At 68.3% G+C, this 20,834-nt stretch carries 16 protein-coding genes; 8 read left to right on the forward strand and 8 right to left on the reverse strand.

From position 1 onward, the window contains the following. The 5 genes from NVV32_RS10455 to NVV32_RS10475 form a co-directional block, all read right to left on the reverse strand. Complete coding sequence (locus tag NVV32_RS10455) at positions 1-837, reverse strand: metal ABC transporter ATP-binding protein (protein ID WP_422390098.1); 837 nt, start codon at positions 835-837, stop codon at positions 1-3. A 79-nt stretch (positions 838-916) separates the two neighbouring features. Next, a complete protein-coding gene (locus tag NVV32_RS10460) occupies positions 917-1,891 on the reverse strand; it encodes a metal ABC transporter solute-binding protein, Zn/Mn family (protein ID WP_422390099.1) in 975 nt (324 codons plus the stop codon). Between the two features lie 98 nt (positions 1,892-1,989). Then, entirely contained in the window at positions 1,990-3,078 is a 1,089-nt protein-coding gene (locus tag NVV32_RS10465) for a hemolysin family protein (RefSeq protein ID WP_422390100.1), read from the reverse strand. Further along, positions 3,075-4,532 carry a hemolysin family protein gene (locus NVV32_RS10470; RefSeq protein WP_082471625.1) on the reverse strand — a complete coding sequence of 486 codons (1,458 nt, stop codon included), beginning with the start codon at positions 4,530-4,532 and terminating at the stop codon, positions 3,075-3,077. The genes NVV32_RS10465 and NVV32_RS10470 overlap by 4 nt, the downstream gene beginning before the upstream one ends. 290 nt (positions 4,533-4,822) lie before the next feature. Next, positions 4,823-6,274: a GuaB1 family IMP dehydrogenase-related protein gene (locus NVV32_RS10475; protein ID WP_422390101.1), complete on the reverse strand. Its 1,452-nt coding sequence runs from the start codon at positions 6,272-6,274 to the stop codon at positions 4,823-4,825. 271 nt (positions 6,275-6,545) lie between these two features. On the opposite strand from NVV32_RS10475, the gene NVV32_RS10480 reads away from it, so the two are divergent. The 6 genes from NVV32_RS10480 (at position 6,546) to NVV32_RS10505 (ending at position 17,604) form a co-directional block, all read left to right on the forward strand. Further along, positions 6,546-10,400 carry a multifunctional oxoglutarate decarboxylase/oxoglutarate dehydrogenase thiamine pyrophosphate-binding subunit/dihydrolipoyllysine-residue succinyltransferase subunit gene (locus tag NVV32_RS10480; RefSeq protein WP_422390102.1) on the forward strand — a complete coding sequence of 1,285 codons (3,855 nt, stop codon included), beginning with the start codon at positions 6,546-6,548 and terminating at the stop codon, positions 10,398-10,400. A gap of 120 nt (positions 10,401-10,520) precedes the next feature. Then, the gene (locus NVV32_RS10485; RefSeq protein WP_422390103.1) at positions 10,521-11,120 is read left to right on the forward strand and encodes a GDSL-type esterase/lipase family protein; all 600 of its coding nucleotides are present in this window, start codon (positions 10,521-10,523) and stop codon (positions 11,118-11,120) included. Positions 11,121-11,348: 228 nt separating this feature from the next. Then, positions 11,349-13,133: an ABC transporter family substrate-binding protein gene (locus NVV32_RS10490; RefSeq protein ID WP_055773096.1), complete on the forward strand. Its 1,785-nt coding sequence runs from the start codon at positions 11,349-11,351 to the stop codon at positions 13,131-13,133. A 105-nt stretch (positions 13,134-13,238) separates the two neighbouring features. Continuing rightward, positions 13,239-14,771, forward strand: a complete 1,533-nt coding sequence (locus NVV32_RS10495) for an ABC transporter permease (protein WP_157365938.1) — start codon at positions 13,239-13,241, stop codon at positions 14,769-14,771. An 8-nt stretch (positions 14,772-14,779) separates the two neighbouring features. After that, complete coding sequence (locus NVV32_RS10500) at positions 14,780-15,814, forward strand: ABC transporter permease (protein ID WP_422390104.1); 1,035 nt, start codon at positions 14,780-14,782, stop codon at positions 15,812-15,814. Next, positions 15,814-17,604 (forward strand): ABC transporter ATP-binding protein, encoded by a 1,791-nt coding sequence (locus NVV32_RS10505; protein ID WP_422390105.1) that lies wholly within the window; start codon positions 15,814-15,816, stop codon positions 17,602-17,604. Before NVV32_RS10500 ends, NVV32_RS10505 begins: the two co-directional genes overlap by 1 nt. 80 nt (positions 17,605-17,684) lie before the next feature. On the opposite strand, the gene NVV32_RS10510 is transcribed toward NVV32_RS10505, so the two are convergent. After that, the gene (locus tag NVV32_RS10510; RefSeq protein ID WP_422390106.1) at positions 17,685-18,650 is read right to left on the reverse strand and encodes a zinc-binding dehydrogenase; all 966 of its coding nucleotides are present in this window, start codon (positions 18,648-18,650) and stop codon (positions 17,685-17,687) included. A 160-nt stretch (positions 18,651-18,810) separates the two neighbouring features. On the opposite strand from NVV32_RS10510, the gene NVV32_RS10515 reads away from it, so the two are divergent. Next, the gene (locus NVV32_RS10515) at positions 18,811-18,885 is read left to right on the forward strand and encodes a 50S ribosomal protein bL37 (RefSeq protein WP_369299106.1); all 75 of its coding nucleotides are present in this window, start codon (positions 18,811-18,813) and stop codon (positions 18,883-18,885) included. 96 nt (positions 18,886-18,981) lie between these two features. On the opposite strand, the gene rsrA is transcribed toward NVV32_RS10515, so the two are convergent. Both rsrA and NVV32_RS10525 read right to left on the reverse strand, forming a co-directional pair. Then, complete coding sequence (gene rsrA, locus NVV32_RS10520; protein WP_055773106.1) at positions 18,982-19,242, reverse strand: mycothiol system anti-sigma-R factor; 261 nt, start codon at positions 19,240-19,242, stop codon at positions 18,982-18,984. Beyond that, positions 19,239-19,937: a sigma-70 family RNA polymerase sigma factor gene (locus NVV32_RS10525; RefSeq protein WP_422390107.1), complete on the reverse strand. Its 699-nt coding sequence runs from the start codon at positions 19,935-19,937 to the stop codon at positions 19,239-19,241. Before NVV32_RS10525 ends, rsrA begins: the two co-directional genes overlap by 4 nt. Before the next feature lie 347 nt (positions 19,938-20,284). Here NVV32_RS10525 and NVV32_RS10530 point away from each other — a divergent pair, with 347 nt between their 5' ends. Continuing rightward, positions 20,285-20,833 (forward strand): DoxX family protein, encoded by a 549-nt coding sequence (locus NVV32_RS10530; RefSeq protein ID WP_422390108.1) that lies wholly within the window; start codon positions 20,285-20,287, stop codon positions 20,831-20,833. Position 20,834: the final 1 nt, after the last annotated feature.

Here is a 20,834-nt window from a genome sequence, read left to right on the forward strand (position 1 = left end):
CTAGGCGCTTTCGTGGTGGTGCGTGGTGGCGTCCGGAAGGCCGACGACGATGATGCGGCCGTTGCTGTGCAGGACCTCCACGGGGCTGTTGTAGAGGTCCGACAGCACCTCGCCCGTCATAACCTCCTCGGGCGTGCCCACCCGGAACTCGCCGTCGGCCAGGTAGAGCACCCGGTCCACGTACTCGATGACGGGGTTGATCTCGTGGGTCACGAAGACCACGGCGCTGTTCTTCTCATGGCTCTGCCGGTTGATGAGCGAGCTGACCGCCTGCTGATGGTGCAGGTCGAGCGAGAGCAACGGCTCGTCGCACAGGAGGACGGCCGGATCCGAGGCCAGCGCCTGCGCTGCGCGGAGTCGCTGCTGCTCGCCGCCGGACAGCAGTCCGACCGGCGCGTCCGCGTACGTCTCGGCCCCGACGTCGCGCAGGAGCCGGTCGACCCGCGCGTTGTAGGCGCTGCTGCGCAGCCGGACACCCCAGCGGTGCCCGTCCACGCCGAGGCCCACGAGGTCCCTGGCCCGCAGCGGCGTGTCCGGCGGGAAGGATTTCTGCTGCGGGATGTACCCGAGGGTCCGGCTGCCGCGGGCGATGGGCCGGCCCTCGATCAGCGCGGTCCCGGTGTCGAGCTGCTGCAGACCGAGAAGCACCTTGAGGAAGCTGGTCTTGCCCGAGCCGTTCGGACCGAGGACGGCGAAGAACTCCCCCGGCATAATGTCGAGGTCCAGTCCCTTCCACAGGGTGCGGCCGCCGAACGAGAGCGCTGCCCCGCGCAGGCTGATGGCCGGCTGATCCCCACCCTGGGAGGAGGGGCTCTGCCGGGGCAACGTCGAGGTCATGCGGGGCGGCTTCCAGTCTGTCGTGGAGGTGGCGGTGGAGGGTTCCGACCGTTCACTCCGGTTTCTCGGTCTGACGGCCTCAGCCCTCGAGGGCGACCTCGACGGTGTCCGTGTTGGCCGTCATCCAGGACACGTAGTCCTCGCCGTCGGGCAGTGTCTCGGTGAAGTCGAGCACCGGGAGGCCGGCGCCGTCAGCGGCCGAGCGGACCGCTTCCGTCTGCGATCCCTCGGTCTGGTCATTGTAGGCAAGGAAGGCCAGCCGGCCACCGCTGACGAGGTCCTTCATCTCGTTCAGGGCAGCCACCGGGACGTCGGACTCCTCCTCGACCGCTTCGCTGAACCCCTCCGGAGTGACGTTCTCGAGGCCCGCCGCCTCCAGCAGGTACACGGGAACGGGTTCCGTGACCGCGACCTCCCTGCCGGCCCCCTCGGCGGCCAGCGCGGCCAGGCGGTCCTGAACGGGCTGCACCTCCGCCGCGAAGGCGTCGGCGCGCTCCTGGTAGGCGTCGGCGTTGACCTCGTCGAGTCGTCCGAGCTCGTCCGCGATCGCACCGGCCAGGGTGACCATGGCCGGCAGGTCGTACCAGACGTGCTCGTTGAACGCGCCGTGGCCGTGGTCCTCCCCGTCGGCGTGGTCGTCCTCCGCCTCGTCGGCGTGCTCCCCGGTCCCGGCGGCCTCGTCGAGTCCCGACAGGTCGACGGCGTTCAGCACCGTCCCCACCCCGGTCTCCTCCGCGAGGCGGCCGAGGAAGGCGTCGTACCCTCCCCCATTCTCGATCACGAGGTCCGCCTCGGAGACGGACAGCTTGTCCTGCACCGTCGCCTCGTACGAGTGCGGATCCTGGCTGAGGCTGTCGACGATCGAGGTGACCTCGACGTCGTCGCCCCCGACCACCGCGGCGATGTCCCCGTAGACGTTCGTCGACGTCACGATCGAGAGACCCCCCTCGGCCCCGGAGGACCCGGCGTCCGGGGTCCCGGCTCCACAGGCGGTGAGGCCGAGGGCCGACACCGCGAGCAGGGCCGTCACGGCGAGAGGACGGGCAGCAGGCATGGAGGACCTCGATCGGGCTATTGAGAATTGTTTACGTTAGCGAATCGAGTCTAGCCGACACGCGAACCGTTCGCATGTCGCACTCAGCCACCCCTCCGTCAGGCGACTGTCGCCTCGGTCCCGTTGACGCCCTCTCCCGATCGCCGCGCGCCATGGTTCTGCGTCGCATCGCGGATCTCGCCGATCAACTGCTCGATCACGTCCTCGAGGAACAGCACGCCACGGGTCGCGCCGTCGGACCCGAGCACGCGCGCCACGTGGGAGCCCGTGCGCTGCATCACGGCCAGCGCATCCTCGATCTCGTCGCTGAGAGCGAGATTGGCGAGGGTGCGGACCTTGTTCTCGGTGATCGGTCTGCGGTACATCGCCTGCGGCATGGACATGATGTCCTTCAGGTGCATGTATCCCGTCAGGTTGCCGTGCTCGTCCACCATCACGAACCGCGAGAAACCGGTGCGGCCCACGGCCCGCTCGAAGTCCTCGGGCGTCGCGTCGGTCCGGATCGTCACCAGCTCGGTGAGGGGAATCATGGTGGTCTCGGCCGTCTGCCCGGAGAACTCGAGCGCGCTGGTGATCAGTCCGGACTCGTCGTCGACCAGGCCGCTCTTCGTCGACTCCTCGACGATCGACTGCACCTCCTCGAGCGTGTAGGTCGAGGACACCTCGTCCTTCGGTTCCACCTTCATGGCTCGCAGGATATGGTTCGCAGCCCAGTTGAGGGAGGAGATCACCGGGTTGACGATCCGGGCGATCATGACGAGCGGTGGCGCCAGCAGCAGCGCCGCCTTGTCGGCGACGGACACCGAGATGTTCTTCGGCACCATCTCCCCGAACGTGACGTGCAGGAACGTGACGAGCAGCAGGGCCAGCGCGAACGCCACACCGTCGGCCAGTCCCTCGGGAACACCGACGGCTTCGAACGGCACCACGAACAGGTGGTGGATGGCCGGCTCCGCGACCTGGAGGATGAGCAGCGAGCACACCGTGATGCCGAGCTGGGAACAGGCCAGCATGAGGGACACGTGCTCCATCGCCCAGATGGTGGTGCGCGCCCGCTTCGAGCCTGCATCGGCCAGAGGCTCGATCTGGCTGCGGCGTGCCGACATCACCGCGAACTCGGCGCCGACGAAGAAGGCGTTGCCCATCAGGAGGACGACGAGCCAGACGATCCCTGCCCAGTCGCTCATCGGTGGTCCTTCCCGTCGGAGGTGCTCCCCGCGAGGGCGGGAGTCCCGGTGCGTGGCGGTCGCGTCTCGTCGGTGACCGGCCGGTGTTCGGGGACGACGGCGCGGTCCGGGGCATCGTCAGCGGCGCTGTCGGATCCGTCCGGCTCGGGCGGTCCCTGGACCGGCGTCGGCCGGAACTGGACGCGGTCGATCCGCCGTCCGTCCATGCGCTCGACCGTGAGCGTCCCGGCCGGGACGCTGACGACGTCGCCCGCCTCGGCGACGCGGCCGAGTTCGGCGAGGATGAACCCGGCGACCGTCTCGTACCCTGCCTCGTCCGGCACCACGAGGTCGGGGATCTGCAGGGTGACCTCGTCAGGTCGCATGAGACCGGGGAAGAACCAGTCGCCGGCCGCGCTCTGGAGCACACCGGGCTTGAGCTTGTCGTGCTCGTCCTTCACCTCGCCCACGATCTCCTCGACGAGATCCTCGAGCGTCGCGACTCCCGCCGTCCCGCCGTATTCGTCCAGCACGACGGCGAGTTGCAGGTTGGCCTCCCGGAGTTCGCTGAGCAACGAGTCCAGGTGGACGGTCTCCGGCACGCGCAGCACGTCGGTCATGATGGTCCCTGCTGGTAGGTCGGCCCGCTTGTGACGGGGGACGGAGACGGCCTTCTTCACGTGGACCACGCCACGGATGTCATCGGCGGACTCACCGATGAGTGGGAACCGCGAGTAGCCCGTGCGCCGGGCGGCCTCGACGACATCGGCGACCGTCTGGTCGGAGTCGATGACCTCCATGCGGATCCGCGGCGTCATGACGTCCGCGGCCGTGCGCTCGGAGAAGCTGAAGGTGCGTGCCAGGAAGGTGGCGGTGGACTGGTCGAGCGTTCCCATCTCGGCGGAACGACGGACCAGGGACGAGAGTTCGGACGGCGTGCGCGCGCCCGAGATCTCCTCCTTCGCCTCGAGTCCGAACACGTTGAGGACCCGGTTCGAGAACCCGTTGAGCACGACGATGGCCGGCTTGAAGACCGCCGTGAACAGCAGCTGCGGCCGCGCGAGGGCCTTGCCCACCCGGAACGGCAGGGCGATGGAGAGGTTCTTGGGGACGAGCTCGCCGATCAGCATCGAGAGCAGGGTGGCGAGCACCATCGCGATGACGATCGAGGAGGACGCCACGAGCGCCTCCGAGAGCCCGAGGGACGTCAGCGGACCCTCGAGGAGCCGCCCGACGGACGGCTCCATCACGTAACCGGTCAGCAGGGTGGTCATCGTGATGCCCAGCTGGCAGCTCGAGAGCTGCGTGGAGAGGGACTTCAGGCAACGGAGCAGCGGTTCGGCCCTGGTGTCGCCGTCGTCGACCGCCCGCTGGACGTAGGTCTGGTCGAGCGCGACGAGTGCGAACTCCACCGCCACGAAGAATCCCGTCCCGAGGACGAGGAGTACGCCGGCGGCGAGATAGATCCATTCCACCGCTGCTACCCCTTCCCGGTCGGGCGGGACAGGGATCGCAGCGGTCCCTGTCTGAGGGGGTCCGCGGCGTCCGTCGGCAGTGGCACCGGGCCGTGGTCCACGTCGGCGGGAGGTCCGACCTGCGGGCCGGACAGCGCATGGGCAAGGAGAGAGGGGATGCCGGCGTCGAGCCGGCCCCTAGAAGGACTGTCCATAAGACGGCCAGTTTACCGGCTCCGCCCTTCTCCGCCACACGCGATTCCGCTGACCGCGATCGCACCGATCCGTGCCGGCCACCGGCCCCGCGCGCCCTACCAGCTCTGCTGGAGCGGACGGCCCTCCTCGTAGCCGGCAGCCGACTGCACGCCGACGACGGCGCGCTCACGGAACTCGGCCAGGGACGCGGCGCCCGCATAGGTCATGGAGCTGCGCACGCCGGCGGTGATCATGTCCAGCAGGTCCTCCACCCCGGGCCGGGCGGGGTCGAGGTACATCTTGGACGTCGAGATGCCTTCCTCGAACAGACCCTTGCGGGCACGGGCGAAGACGTCGTCGCGCCGTGTCCGGTTCTGGACCGCCCGCGCCGAGGCCATGCCGAAACTCTCCTTGTAGCGCCGGCCGTTGCTGTCGGTCTGCAGGTCGCCGGGGCTCTCGTACGTGCCGGCGAACCAGGAACCGATCATCACCTGGCTGGCTCCCGCGGCGAGCGCGAGGGCGACGTCGCGGGGGTGGCGCACCCCGCCGTCGGCCCATACGTGGGCGCCGAGGTCGGCGGCGGCACGGGCGCACTCGTACACCGCGGAGAACTGGGGACGGCCGACGGCCGTCATCATGCGGGTGGTGCACATGGCACCGGGGCCCACGCCGACCTTGACGATCGACGCGCCGGCCGCGACGAGGTCGCGTACTCCCTCGGCGCTGACCACGTTGCCCGCGACGATCGGCACCGTGGGATGCAGTCCCCGCACGACCGCGAGCGCGTCCAGCATCTTCCGCTGGTGGCCGTGGGCGGTGTCGACGACGAGCACGTCGACACCCGCATCCAGCAGGGCGGCCGTCTTCGCCTCGACGTCCCCGTTGATGCCCACCGCCGCGGCCACCCGCAACCTCCCCGCTCCATCGAGCGCGGGATCGTAGATGGTGGAGCGGAGTGCGCCGGTGCGGGTGACGACGCCCTGCAGGACGCCGTCGCGCACCACCGGCGCGAGCGAGCTGCGCGCACCGTCGAGGTCCTCGAACGCCTTCTGCAGCGCGGCCGCGGGGTCGGCGTCGAACAGGGCCGCATCGAACGCCGCCGGGGCGGGTCGCATCACGGACTCGAGGGAGGCGAACCGGTCCACCTCCTCGCAGTCGGCCGCGTTGACCACCCCCACGCAGGTCCCGCCGTCGTCGACGACGAGCACCGCTCCGTGCGCGCGCTTGTACATGAGGTGCAGCGCGTCGATCACGGTGCTGCCCGGACGGAGCTTCAGCGGCGTCTCGAAGACGGGATGCCGTTCCTTGACCCAGGACGTGACCTCCGCGATCACCTCGGCCGGCACGTCCTGCGGAAGTACCCCGAGACCTCCGCGGCGCGCGACCGTCTCGACCATGCGGCGCCCCGTGACCGCGGTCATGTTCGCGACGACGAGGGGGATGGTGGTGCCCGTCCCGTCGTCGGAGGAGAGATCGACGTCGAACCGGGAGACGACCTCGGACGCGGACGGGACGAGGAAGACGTCCGAGTAGGTGAGATCGGTGGTGGGCGGGGTGATGAAGCGCATGGTGTCCCTGTCTCGACGGCGGGGTGAGCGGCGGGCTGAGCGACCGCATGGACGGCCGCAAGGAGTCTAGTGCGTCGACCGCACCGCTCCCACTCCGGCCGCCGCCCACGGGCCGTTCGCGGCACCCGCCCGGGAGGGTACCCGGGCGACGCGCCTGATTGGATTGTTCGTCAGTCCTGTCACTACACTTGGACAGGGTCCGGACACGGCTTCGCGCCGATCCTGCCGACCGCTCCGCGCTCAGGGCAACTTACGGAAGAGGCGTTTACACGTGCCAGAACAGACCAGCCACCGGTTACCTGAAGAATTCGGCGGGAACGAGTGGCTTGTTGACGAACTCTACGAGCAGTTCCAGAAGGACCGCCACTCGGTCGACCGGAAGTGGTGGGAGCTCTTCGATTCGTTCGATGCGGAATCGGCGCCTGCGGAGAACGGACGCCCCTCGGCGTCGAAGCCCGCCGATCCCGCGACCGCACCCGCGTCGACCAGGCCCCAGACCCCTGCTGCCGGAAGCCCCACATCGTCGGTGACGGCCCATCCGCCGACCAAGGAACTCCCCGTCGTCACGGCGGAGGCACCCGCACCCAAGGCGTCGGGCGAGAGCCCGGCCAGTACGCAGGAGAGCGGCAAGCCTCCGGTGGCGAAGGAACCGGCCAGAAAGCCCGAGACCTCCCGCGAGGAGAAGTCCGCCGTCAAGCCCATCCCCGCGCAACTCCCGGCCTCGGACCGGAATGCCGAGATGGACGAGAACAAGGTCAGTGTGCTGCGTGGACCCGCCAAGGCGATCGCCACGAACATGGAGGCCAGCCTCACCGTCCCGACCGCGACCAGCGTCCGCGCCATCCCCGCGAAGCTGCTGATCGACAACCGCGTGGTCATCAACAGCAACCTCGCGCGCGCCCGGGGCGGCAAGGTCTCGTTCACGCACCTCATCGGCTACGCGATCATCCGGGCGCTGGCCCAGTTCCCCTCGCAGAACGTCTACTACGACGTGATCGACGGCAAGCCGTCCGCCGTGCAGCCCGCGCACGTGAACTTCGGTCTCGCCATCGACATGCCGAAGCCGGACGGCACGCGCTCGCTCGTGGTGCCGAACATCAAGAAGGCCGAGACCATGAACTTCTCGGAGTTCTGGCACGCCTACGAGGCCCTCGTGAGGAAGGCCCGCGCGGGCAAGCTCGGTGCCGACGACTACGCCGGCACCACGGTGTCCCTTACCAATCCCGGCGGGATCGGGACGGTGCACTCCGTGCCCCGGCTCTCCAAGGGACAGGCCTGCATCATCGGAGCGGGCGCCCTCGAGTACCCCGCCGAGTTCCAGGGTTCGAGCGAGAAGACCCTGGCCAAGCACGCCATCAGCAAGACGATCACGCTGACCTCGACCTACGACCACCGCGTCATCCAGGGCGCGGGCAGTGGCGAGTTCCTGCGGATCATCCACCAGCTCCTGCTGGGCGAGCAGGGCTTCTACGACGAGATCTTCGAGTCGCTGCGGATCCCCTACGAGCCGGTGCGCTGGAGTGCCGACATCCAGGTGGATCCGATGGACCAGATCAACAAGGTCGCCCGGATCCAGCAGCTCATCCACGCCTACCGCGTGCGTGGCCACCTCATGGCGGACACGAACCCCCTCGAGTACGTGCAGCGCAAGCACGCCGATCTCGACATCCGCACGCACGGCCTGACGTTGTGGGACCTCGACCGCGAGTGGCCGACCGGCGGCTTCGGCGGCCAGCCGATGCTCAAGTTCCGCGACATGCTCGGCGTCCTCCGCGATGCCTACTGCCGCACCACGGGCATCGAGTACATGCACCTGCAGGACCCCACCGAGCGGCAGTGGTTCCAGGACGAGCTGGAGCACCCCTACTCCAAGCCGAGCCGCGAGGAGCAGCTGCGCATCCTGCACAAGCTGAATTCCGCGGAGGCCTTCGAGACCTTCCTGCAGACGAAGTTCGTCGGGCAGAAGCGCTTCTCCCTCGAGGGCGGCGAGTCGCTGATCCCACTGCTCGACGCCGTCATCTCCGGAGCAGCGGACGACGGCCTCGACGAGGTCGCGATCGGCATGGCCCACCGCGGCCGCCTGAACGTGCTGACGAACATCGCCGGCAAGACCTACGCGCAGGTCTTCCGCGAGTTCGAGGGCACCCAGGACCCGCGCTCCGTCCAGGGGTCCGGCGACGTGAAGTACCACCTCGGCACCGAGGGGACCTTCACCTCCGATGCCGGCAACGAGACGAAGGTCTACCTGGCTGCGAACCCCTCGCACCTCGAGGCCGTCGACCCCGTGCTCGAGGGCATCGTCCGCGCCAAGCAGGACCTGCTCGACCAGGGCGAGACCTTCCCCGTGCTGCCGATCCTCATCCACGGCGACGCGGCCTTCGCGGGCCAGGGCGTCGTCGCGGAGACCCTGAACCTCTCGCAGCTGCGCGGCTACCGCACGGGCGGCACCATCCATGTGATCGTCAACAACCAGGTCGGCTTCACCACGAGCCCGACGTCGTCGCGCTCGTCCGTGTACTCGACGGACGTCGCGAAGATGGTGCAGGCGCCGATCTTCCACGTGAACGGGGACGATCCCGAGGCCGTGGTGCGCGTGGCGCAGATGGCCTACCAGTTCCGTCAGCGCTTCAACAAGGACGTCGTCATCGACATGGTGTGCTACCGCCGCCGCGGGCACAACGAGGGTGACGACCCCTCGATGACGCAGCCGATGATGTACAACCTCATCGAGGCGAAGCGCTCGGTCCGCAAGCTCTACACCGAGGCGCTGATCGGCCGCGGGGACATCACGCAGGAGGAGGCGGAGCAGGCGCTCCGTGACTACCAGGAACGCCTCGAGCGCGTGTTCGCGGAGACACACGCGGCACAGACCTCGCCGATCCCCGTGGTCACGAAGGATCCCCAGGCCGTGTCCGACCTCGAGCGTCCCTACGCCCAGCAGGCCGACGGCGCCACGGGCGATGCTCCGCAGACGGCGATCAGCGCGGAGACGCTGGCTCACATCGGCGCCGCGCACACCTCGATCCCCGACGGCTTCACCGTCCACCCCAAGCTGAAGGCCCTCCTGGAGAAGCGTGAGCAGATGTCGCGCGAGGGTGGCATCGACTGGGGCTTCGGCGAGATCGCGGCCTTCGGCTCGCTGCTCATGGAAGGCGTTCCCGTGCGGCTCGCCGGCCAGGACTCCCGACGCGGCACCTTCGTGCAGCGCCACGCGGTCTTCCACGACCGCGCGACGGGCCACGAGTGGCTGCCCCTGGACGACCTCGCCCAGGACCAGGCGAAGTTCTGGGTCTACGATTCGCTGCTCAGCGAGTACGCGGCGATGGGCTTCGAGTACGGCTACTCCGTGGAGCGGCCCGATGCACTCGTGATTTGGGAGGCGCAGTTCGGCGACTTCGTGAACGGTGCGCAGACGATCATCGACGAGTTCATCAGCTCGGCGGAGCAGAAGTGGGGCCAGCGGTCCTCGCTGGTCCTCATGCTCCCGCACGGTTACGAGGGGCAGGGGCCGGACCACTCGTCCGCCCGGATCGAACGGTTCCTCCAGATGTGCGCCGAGCAGAACATGGTGGTCGCCAACCCCAGCAGTGCGGCGTCCCACTTCCACCTGCTGCGCCGCCACGCGTACACCCGGCCGCGGAAGCCCCTGGTGATCTTCACGCCGAAGCAGCTGCTCCGCCTCAAGGGCGCCGCGAGCTCGGTCGACGACTTCACGCAGGGCACGTTCCGCCCGGTCATCCCCGACACGCTCGGAACCGCGGGCAGGGACGTCGAGCGCGTGATCATGGTGTCCGGCAGGCTGTACTACGACCTGCTGGCCTCACGGCAGAAGCTCGACGACGACCGGACGGCCATCGTCCGCGTCGAGCAGCTCTACCCGCTCCCCGTCGAGGAGATCCGGGCCGCCGTCGGCGCGTACCCCGATGCCGAGCTCGTGTGGGCACAGGACGAGCCGGCGAACCAGGGGCCGTGGCCGTTCATCGGCCTGAACCTGCCGCAGGAGCTGGACCGGCCCCTCAGGCTCGCCAGCCGACCGGCCTCGGCCTCGACCGCCACAGGATCGGCCAAGAACCACGCGATCGAGCAGGAGTTGCTCATCAAGAAGGCGTTCGGCCGGCAGAAGTAAGCGATCAGTATGATGTCAGGTGGGGCTCACGGCCCCACCTGATGTCTTTAAGGGATCGAGGCCGGCAGGCAGCGCCGCCGGACCCACCCGTACACCGACGACCAGCACACCGAGGGACCAGTGGAACAACGCAGAATCCGGCTAGCAGCAGTGGGCGACGAACTCCTCGCGGGCATCGGTGATCCCCGCGCCCTCGGCTGGCTCGGTCGCGTCATGGCCCGCACGCGCCCCGACAATGCCGTGGTCGAGGCGTTCAGCCTCCCCGCCCCCGCGGAGGGCACGGAAGCGCTGGCGAACCGCTGGTTGCAGGAGGCCGGCCGCCGCTTCGCGGACGGACACGATAACCGTCTGGTCATCGGTCTGTCGGACCGCGACCTCGATCTCGACCTCTCCACCGCCCGCAGTCGGCTCAACCTCGCGAACATCCTCGACGGCGCGTCCCAGACGAGCGTGAAGGTCCTGGTGGTCGGGCCGCCCCCCGGCCTCGACGCCGAGCGGAACAGACGCCTGGCCGACCTGTCCGCAGCCTTCGGGGATGTCACCACGCGACGCAAGCACGTCTTCGTCGACACGTTCACCCCGCTGCTGGCACACGAGCAGTGGCGGCACGACCTCGCCGCCAACTGCGGCACCCCGGGACAGGCCGGATACGGCCTCATGGCGTGGCTGGTGCTGCACCGGGGCTGGTTCCAATGGCTCGAGGTGCCCGCGCCAGAGTAGACCCGCATCGCGCGGAAAGGCCCCGATGACACGCCGTCGTCGGGGCTTTCGCGTTCCTCAGAGGCCTTATATTTCACAGAGGTAACGAATGGGTTATCAATGGTTCACTGAGTGTCTAGAGGCAACGATCGTTCGCTATGCTGGCCCAGTGTGATTGCCGTCACTGCCGCAATCCGCCTCGGGGGACATGACTGCGTCCCTCGCGCCTAGCACAGTAAGGACTATCGAATGCGTAATAAGCGCACCTTGACGCTCGCCGCACTGTCCATCGGAGCGCTCATGCTGAGTGCCTGTGGATCGGCGGGCGGAACCGCTGAGACCCCGGCATCGGAAGGCGCCTCGGAAGACCTGGCGACCACCATCAACATCGCGATCAGCCAGGCCCCCACGGGCTACAACGGCAACACCGCCAGCACCAACTCGGTCTACAACACCTACGTGGACAACCTGACGTCGGCAGGCTTCGCAGCCTTCACTGCAGCGGGCGAGCTGGAACCGAACACCGAGTTCGGCACGTACGAGAAGACCAGCGACGATCCGCTGACCGTCAAATACACCATCAACGAAGATGCTGTGTGGTCCGACGGCACGCCGATCGACTTCGACGACGTGCTGCTGACCTGGGCGGCCCTGTCCGGCACCCACCCGAGCGGCGAGACCGACCCCGAGACGGGCGAGGAAGCCGACATCTTCCAGGCTGCGTCGACCAACGGCTTCGCGCTCATGGAGAAGATCGAGGGCGAGCCCGGCGCGAAGGAGTTCGAGACCGTCTTCTCCGAGCCCTACGCGGACTGGGAAGCGCTGCTCACCCCGGGCACACTGATGCCCGCGCACGTCGCCGCTGAACAGGGCGGCATGTCCCCAGAGGGCGACGGCGCCGAACTGGTCGAAGCCATCCAGGCGGACGACATCGAGGCCCTCAAGCCGGTCGCCGAGTTCTGGAACGCGGGCTGGAACTACGAGGTGGACCTCCCGACCCTGCCCGACACCGCGCTGCTGCCCTCGTCCGGCCCCTACAAGCTGGACAACGCGGTCAACGGCACCCTGACCCTGGTCAAGAACGACCAGTACTGGGGCGAGGAGCGCGCAGGCAAGACCGACACCATGGTCTTCAAGACCATCGTCGACGAGGAAGCGGTGCAGGCACTGCAGAACGGTGACGTCGACGTCATCGATCCCTCGAGCCCCACGGTCGACACCAAGGCTGCGCTCGAGCAGATCGGCGAGAACGTCACGGTCGACACCGGGACATCGCTCACCTTCTCGCACATCGACCTGGACCAGCGTCCCGGAGCGGTCTTCGAGGACGTCAAGGTGCGCCAGGCCTTCCAGGCCTGCGTGCCCCGCGCGGACATGGTCGACAAGTTCGTCACCCCGATCGACCCCGAGGGTACGGTCATGAACCTCCGCGAGTACCAGCCGGGACAGCCCGACTACGACACGGTCCTCGATGGTGCCCCTGCCGCCCAGAGCGACGGGACCGCCGACATCGAAGGCGCCAAGGCCCTCCTTGCCGAAGCAGGCAAGACCGAGCCCGTCAAGGTGTCCCTCATGTTCGCCTCGACCAGCCAGCTCCGCGCCGACATGGTCGCCCTCGTCAAGGACTCCTGCGACAAGGCCGGCTTCGAGATCATCCCGCAGCCCGAGGCCGAGTGGAGCGCGAAGCTCTCGCAGCCCGGGTCCTGGGACGCCGTCATCTTCGGCTGGTCCGGTTCGGGTCTCGTGGCCTCGGGTGAGTCCATCTACATCTCCGAGGGCGAGCAGAACTTCGGCGGCTACGCCGACGAAGAGGTCGACCGCCTGTGGAGCGAGATCGTCACCAACACCGACGAGGAGCAGGTCGTCCCGCTCAAGACCGAGATGGAACAGCGCCTCGCGGAGACCCAGTACAACGTGGTGCTCTACGCGAACGCAGACATCATCGGGTACTCCTCCAAGCTCCAGGGCGTGGAACTGAACCCGACGCAGACCGGCATCACCTGGAATGCCTACAGCTGGACGAAGCAGAACTGATCGCTCATTCCGGCTGACGCATGAGGACGGGCAGGCTCCCACGGGCCTGCCCGTCCCTGTGCCCGGCCGCCGCGCCAGCCTGCACCGTTCCCTAGGAGCCCCCACGTGTTCTACTTCATCGCCAAGCGGACGATCATCTCGTTCTTCATCATGCTCGCAGCGACCACGCTGATGTACTTCCTCACCATCTCGTCGGGCGATCCGTTCGAGGACCTGGGTGAGACGAGCGGCCCCGAGAAGGCCGCGACGATCGCGGCACGGACTGCAGCCATGAACCTGGACGTCCCGCCCATCCCCCGCTACTTCCTCTGGCTCCAGGACGTCGGCCACTGCCTCGTCCCGGGCGGCATCAGCTGCACGCTCGGCCAGGACCGCACCGGAGCGGCGGTCCTCCCGCAGCTCGAGAACGCCATCGGTTCGACGCTACGACTCGTCGTCGTCGCCACCGTGCTGGCGCTGATCCTCGGCGTCGTCGTCGGGATCGTCACGGCGATCCGCCAGTACAGCACCTTCGACTACTCGGTCACCTTCATCTCCTTCCTGCTGTTCTCCCTGCCCCTGTTCTGGCTCTCCACCCTGCTGAAGCAGTACCTGGCGATCGACCTGAACACCTGGCTGGCGAATCCGCAGTTCTCCTATCTCACGATCGCCCTGATAGGGGTGGTCGCCGGCGTGGTCTGGGCGATCGTCGTCGGCGGTGACCGACGGCGTCGCCTCATGGTGTTCGGCATCGCCGCCGTCGCCACCGCACTGGCGCTCTATCTGCTCCTCGTCACCGGCTGGTTCGTCGCTCCGGGCTTCGGCGTCGTCGGTATGCTCATCTCGGCGGCGGGCATCGCCGTCCTGTGGACCGCCCTGCTCGCCGGATTCCGCCGTCGTCGCGTCCTGAACGCCGCCCTCGCCGCTGCGGGCGTGAGCTACATCGGCTACCTCGTGTCGATCCCGCTCCTGACGGATCCCAGCTGGTTCCTCGTGGTCGCGCTCGTCGTGGCCCTCGCGGTCGTGTCCTACGTCGTCGCAGGAGTGGTCGGCGGTCCGTTCCGTGCCCAGGCAGCGAAGATCGGCGCGGTGATCGCCGTCTCGGTGAGCCTGCTGATCGTGCTCGACCGCCTCCTGCAGGCCTACCCCACCCTGTCCGCCAAGGCGGGCGGACGCCCGATCCCCACCACCGGCTCGCAGTCCGCCAACCTCGAGGGCACGTTCTGGGAGATCAACCTCGACTACGCGCTGCACCTCATCCTGCCCACGATCGCCCTCACGCTGATCTCCTTCGCCACCTACACCCGCTACACCCGTGCGAGCCAGCTCGACGTGATGAACCAGGACTACATCCGCACCGCTCGGGCCAAGGGCCTCAGCGAACGGACCGTCCTGGTGAAGCACGCATTCCGCAACGCGATGATCCCCATCACCACGCTGATGGCGTTCGACTTCGCCGGCGTCCTCGGCGGCGCCGTCATCACCGAGCAGGTCTTCGGCTGGAACGGCATGGGCAAGATGTTCGTCGACGGCATCGCGAACGTGGATCCGGGGCCGGTCATGGCCTTCTTCCTCGTCGTCGGGACAGCCGCCGTGCTGTTCAACATGCTCGCCGACATCGCCTACGCGTTCCTCGACCCGCGCATCACCCTGAGCTAGGACCCACCATGACTCCACACGACAAGAACCGGGACGACTCCCGCGCATCCGTCGAGCTGTCCGAGCTGACCCTGCAGAGCCAGGACACGGACATCTCGACGGCCCGGCCCACCAGGGAGCAGACGGATCGCATCCGCACCACGGAGGCCAAGAGCCAGGGCAAGCTGATCCGCGAGCGGTTCTTCCGGCACAAGGGCGCCCTCGCCGGGATAGCCCTGCTGGTCCTCATCTTCATCCTCGCCTTCAGCTCCATCGGTTTCGCCGGCCTGCCGGGCTGGTGGAACAAGGAATACGACGTCCTCGCTCCCCGGTTCAACGAAGGCCGGCCCACGCTCACGCTGTGGCCCTTCAGCCTCGGGGAACATCCGTTCGGGCAGGACGTCCTCGGACGCGACTATTTCGCGCTCACGATGCGCGGCACCCAGACCTCGCTGATCATCGCCTTCATCGTCGGGCTCGTCGCCATGGTGATCGGCACCACGGTCGGCGCGCTGGCCGGATACTTCCGCGGCTGGACCGAAGCGTTCCTCATGCGGATCACCGACGTGGTCATCACCATCCCCACCGTCGTGATCGCCGCCGCAGTGGCGGGGATCGTCGCGAAGGCCGGCATCATCCCCTTCGCCGTGTTCCTCGGTGTCGTCACCTGGACGGGCCTCGCGCGGCTCGTGCGCGGCGAGTTCCTGTCGTTGCGGGAGAAGGAGTTCGTCGAATCGGCGAAATCCGTGGGCGCCAGTTCGTTCCGCATCATCTTCCGCCACATCCTGCCGAACACGGTCGGGGTGATCATCGTCTCGACGACGCTCGCCATCTCCGGAGCCATCCTCCTCGAGACCGCGCTGAGCTACCTCGGCCTCGGCGTCGTCGCGCCGGACACCTCGCTCGGCAAGGCCATCAACGACAACCGCTCCGCGCTGACGGTCCGGCCGTGGCTGTTCCTCTGGCCGGGCGCCTTCATCATCGGCATCGCCCTCGCCGTCAACTTCATCGGCGACGGCCTGCGCGACGCGTTCGACCCCAAGCAGACAAGGGTGAAGCAGTAATGGCAGCACACAGTTCCGTCGTCATCTCCGACGAGCAGGTCCCCCTCGGGGACGGCCCCATCCTCGCCGTGAAGGGACTCGGCGTCGACTTCAACGTGGACAACGAGTGGGTCATGGCCGCCGAGGACGTCTCCTACGAGATCCACCCCGGTGAGATCCTCGCGATCGTCGGCGAGTCCGGCTCGGGCAAGAGCATGTCCTCCATGGCACTCCTCGGGCTCCTGCCCCGCAACGGGCGCTCGCACGGCAGTGCGAGGATGCTCGGCAAGGAGCTCATCGGCGCCCCGCAGGGGACGCTGCGCCGCGTACGGGGCAACGAGATCGCGATGATCTTCCAGGAGCCCATGACGGCGCTCAACCCGGTCCTCACCGTCGGTGAGCAGATCCGCGAAGCCGTCGAGCAGCACACCGAGCTCTCCCCCGCCCAGGCGAAGAAGCGCGCCATCGAGCTGCTGCGCATGGTGGAGATCCCCGAAGCCGAACGCCGCTACGACTCCTTCCCGCACCAGTTCTCCGGCGGCCAGCGCCAGCGGGCCATGATCGCCATCGCCCTCGCCAACGACCCGATGCTCCTGATCGCGGACGAACCGACGACGGCGCTCGACGTCACGGTGCAGGCCGAGGTGCTGGACCTGCTGCGCAAGCTGAACAAGCGGCTCAACAGCGCCGTCCTGCTCATCACCCATGACATGGGCGTGGTCGCCGATCTCGCGGACCACGTCGTGGTCATGGAGAAGGGCAGGATCGTCGAGGCCGCCCCCACGGCCCGGCTGTTCGCCGCCCCGACGGAGGCGTACACCCAGCAGCTCCTCGGGGCGGTCCCCCACCTGGGCTCGAAGGTCGGCGGGGTGCTCGCCGACGTCGAGGTGGTGGACGGGCAACTCAGCATCCACGAGGAGTACGCCGAGGCTGCCCTCCGGGCCCGGGAGACGCGGACCGCCTCGGGAGTCGTCCCAGCCCTCGAACTCACCGATGTGGACATCGAGTACCCGGGGCGCTTCCGTCAGCCGCCCTTCAAGGCGGTCAGCGGCGTCTCCCTGACCATCAATCCCGGTGAGGTCATGGGTCTGGTGGGCGAGTCGGGCTCCGGCAAGTCGACGATCGCGCGCGCGGTCACGGGCCTCATCAAGACCTCCGGCGGCAGGGTGAGGATCGGCGGCACCGACATCACGGAGCTGACGGCACGGCAGCTCCTGCCGCTGCGCAAGAAGTTCGCGATCGTGTTCCAGGATCCGGCGGCGTCACTGAATCCGAGGCTGTCGATCGGTGACAGCATCGGCGAGCCGCTGCTCCTCCACGAGAAGCTGGGCCGCGGCGAGCTGGACAAGCGCGTCGCCTCCCTGCTGGAGGACGTGCAGCTGCCCGTGGCCTTCCGCAACAGGTACCCGCACGAGCTCTCCGGTGGCCAGCGCCAGCGCGTCGGGATCGCCCGGGCCCTGTCGCTGCAGCCGGACCTCCTGGTGGCCGACGAACCCACCTCGGCCCTCGATGTGTCCGTGCAGGCGAAGGTCCTCGAGCTCCTGCAGGAGCTGCAGCGGGAGCGGGGCTTCGCCTGCCTGTTCGTCAGCCACGACCTCGCCGTCGTCGAGCTCCTGGCCAGCCACATCGCGGTACTGAACAAGGGCAACCTCGTGGAGCAGGGCAGCACGGAGCAGGTGCTGAAGTACCCCCGCGACGCCTATACCCGGCGGCTCCTCGCCGCCGCTCCGGTCCCGGACCCGGCGGTGCAGGCCCTGCGGCGGGAGCAGCGCACCGCCATCCTCGCCGCCGGAGCCACCGACCAGGGCTGACGCAGGACGCGCAAGGGACCCGCCATGCTGGAGGGTCCCTTTCGTGTTCCTGCAGGTCCTTCCGGACAGAGCGGGAGCGGCTAGTGGCGGAAGACGATCTTCCCGAACACCTCGCCGTCCAGCATGCGCCGGAAGCCCTGGACGGCATCCTCGAGCGGCAGCACGCTGTCGATCACGGGCCTGACCCCGGTCGTCACGAGGAAACGCGTCAGCCGGATCAGCTCCTCCCGCGTGCCCATGGTGGAACCGAGCACCCGCAGCTGGAGGAAGAACACCCGGTTGAGGTCTGCCGACGGTGCAGGACCGCTGGTCGCACCGCAGGTCACGATCGTCCCACCCGGCACGAGGGACTTCAGGGAGTGGCCCCAGGTCGCCTCCCCCACCGAGTCGAAGACCACGTCGACGCGCTCGGGAAGGCGCGCGCCGTCGTCGAACACGCGATCCGCGCCCAGGTCGAGGGCACGCCGGCGTTTCTCCTCGCTCCGGCTGGTGGCCCAGACGCGGAACCCGGCGGCAGCGGCCAGCGCGATGACCGCGGACGCGACCCCGCCACCCGCGCCCTGCACCAGGACCGTGGACCCCGGAGCGGCCGGTGACACGGTGAACAGCATCCGGTAGGCGGTGAGCCAGGCCGTCGGCAGGCAGGCCGCCTCCTCGAAGGTGAGCTCGGGAGGCTTGGGCACGAGGTTGCGCTCGGGCACCCAGACCTCGTCGGCCATGGTGCCGGGGTGCTGCTCCGACAGCAGCGACCGCTTCGGGTCCAGCGTCTCGTCGCCCCGCCAGCCCGCGGAGGACACGACGCCGTGCACGATGACCTCGTTGCCGTCGTCGTCGACCCCGGCCGCGTCGCAGCCGAGCACCATCGGGAGCCGCTCCCCGGGCAGGCCCACACCCCGCAGGGACCAGAGGTCATGGTGGTTGAGGCTCGAGGCGACGACCCTGACACGGCGGAAGCCGGAGGGCGGCTCGGGAAGCTCGAGCTCCCCGACGGTCAGGCCGGCGAGGGGATCGCCCGCCGACTGGGTGGCTACATAGGCAGCACGCATGCACACGCTCCTTCGCTCATGGCTGGTCCGTCCATCCTAGGGGTGCCTCCCCGGCGGGCAGGGGACGGTGCGCCGCTGTTTAGGTGACGCCCGTCGCCGTATGGGAGACTGGGGTGCAGTTCTGCACGACTACAGTGCCTGAAGAAGAAGGAGGCAGCCCATGAGCAAGCGAGCACGCAAGCGTCGCGACCGCAAGCGCGGAGGCGCGAACCACGGTAAGCGCCCCAACACCTGAGTCCAGGCGTGAGAAGCACGACGACAGAACCTCCGGCCCCGAAGGGTCCGGAGGTTCTGTCGTTCTACGGCCGGCTGACGTACGCCGTCGGCAGGGTCAGTGGTCCACCGTCTTCAGGTGGCTGATGCGATCGAGGATGCTGGCCTTCAGCGTGGACGGCGCCACCTCGGTGCAGGACCGCTTCACCACGGAGCGGATCACGCACTCGAGATCGTGCTCCTCCGCGCACTGCGGGCACCCGTCCAGGTGGTCCTTGATGTCCACCAGGTCCTGGTGCGACAGCGCACCGTCCAGGTACTCGTACAGCCGTTCGATCCTCGAGTCGGCGCAGTCGCCCATGCTCCCGCAATCGCTCATTTCTCCATCTCCTGTTCTGTGCCCGCTGCCTTCGCGCCGCCGGTCGTTACCCGGACCCTGGCGCCTGTGCCGTCCCCGAGGCCCCGCTCGTAGGCGTATTCCGCGAGAAGCTCGCGCAGCAGCTTGCGGCCGCGGTGCAGCCGGGACATGACCGTCCCGATGGGCGTATTCATGATTTCCGAGATCTCCTTGTACGCGAAGCCCTCGACGTCCGAGAAGTAGACGGCAAGCCTGAACTCCTCGGGAATGGCCTGCAGGGCGCTCTTGACGTCGGAGTCGGGCAGGTGGTCGAGCGCCTCGGCCTCGGCGGACCGCAGCCCCATCGAGGTGTGTTCGGCGGCCTTCGCGAGCTGCCAGTCCTCGATCGTGTCCGAGTGCGACTGCAGGGGCTCGCGCTGCCTCTTGCGGTACAGGTTGATGTAGGTGTTCGTGAGGATGCGGTACAGCCACGCCTTGAGGTTGGTCCCCGGCTTGTACTGGTGGAAGGCCGAGAACGCCTTGGTGTACGCCTCCTGCACCAGGTCCTCTGCATCACTGGGGTTGCGGGCCATGCGCATGGCGGCCGAGTACAGCTGGTCGACGTACTGCATCGCGTCACGCTCGAAGCGCGCCTTGCGATCAGCCTCCGACTCCGTCGAGACGTCCAGCTGTGCGTCTTCGGCCTGGTTACTGCCTGCGGGGGCTGTTGTATTCATCGAGTCGAAGTCTACGCGTCCGCCCCCTCGCGACGCCGGGGCACCGGCACGCCGCACCGTTGTCGACAGCTGGAAATCCGGCCTGCCGATCGTCGCCGTCTGGAGAACCGTCATCGGTGCATCCCCTTCCGTTCGGGTTCCTGTACACCTCCTCCAACCCCGGGCCGGGACCTTCTATTCCTGTACATCCGCCCGCAGCCGGTCGGTTGACGGGCTGCGGGCAACCCCGGCACCCGTCGCGGTCACTGATCGCACGGCCCGGCGCGGCATGTAAAACTAGACTCAGCGTGCTTCGTATCCGTCCAAGCAATGCCCGGCAGCAGCCGCCGGGCCACCAGGAGGCAGTTGTGACCCTTGTCCGCGTTATCGCCCGTCCCATGATCGCCAGCAGCTTCGTGTTCTCCGGCGTCGACCGGCTCCGCACCGCCGGAGCCACCGCACCGCAGCTGAAGCCCGTCCTCGCAGGAGTCACGAAGGTGGTCCCCTCGGCCGCCGCCATCACGGGGAACGAGAAGCTCGTGGGCCAGGTGCTCGGCGCGACGCAGGTCGGTGCCGCACTGCTGCTGGGCATCGGCCGGTTCTCCCGTGTCGCGGCACTGCTGCTCACGGTCACTGCGACGGTCAACGCCCTCGTCGACTACCGCTCCGCCGATTCAGCCACGAAGGAGGGCAAGAAGGCCCGCCGCACCCAGCTGCTGAAGAACCTCTCCCTGATCGGCGCCGTCCTGCTCGCCGCCGTGGACACCAACGGTCGCCCGGGCCTCGCCTGGCGGGCCGAGCACCTCGCCATGGACGCGAAGAAGAACGCGACCGGCCTCGGCAAGGACGCGCGCAAGCAGCTGAAGAAGGCCGACAAGGCCGTGCGCAAGACCGCCGCAGACGTCGTCGGTTCCTAGA

It is taken from the genome of Arthrobacter sp. N1 (genome assembly GCF_048288285.1).
Classification (GTDB): domain Bacteria; phylum Actinomycetota; class Actinomycetes; order Actinomycetales; family Micrococcaceae; genus Arthrobacter_D.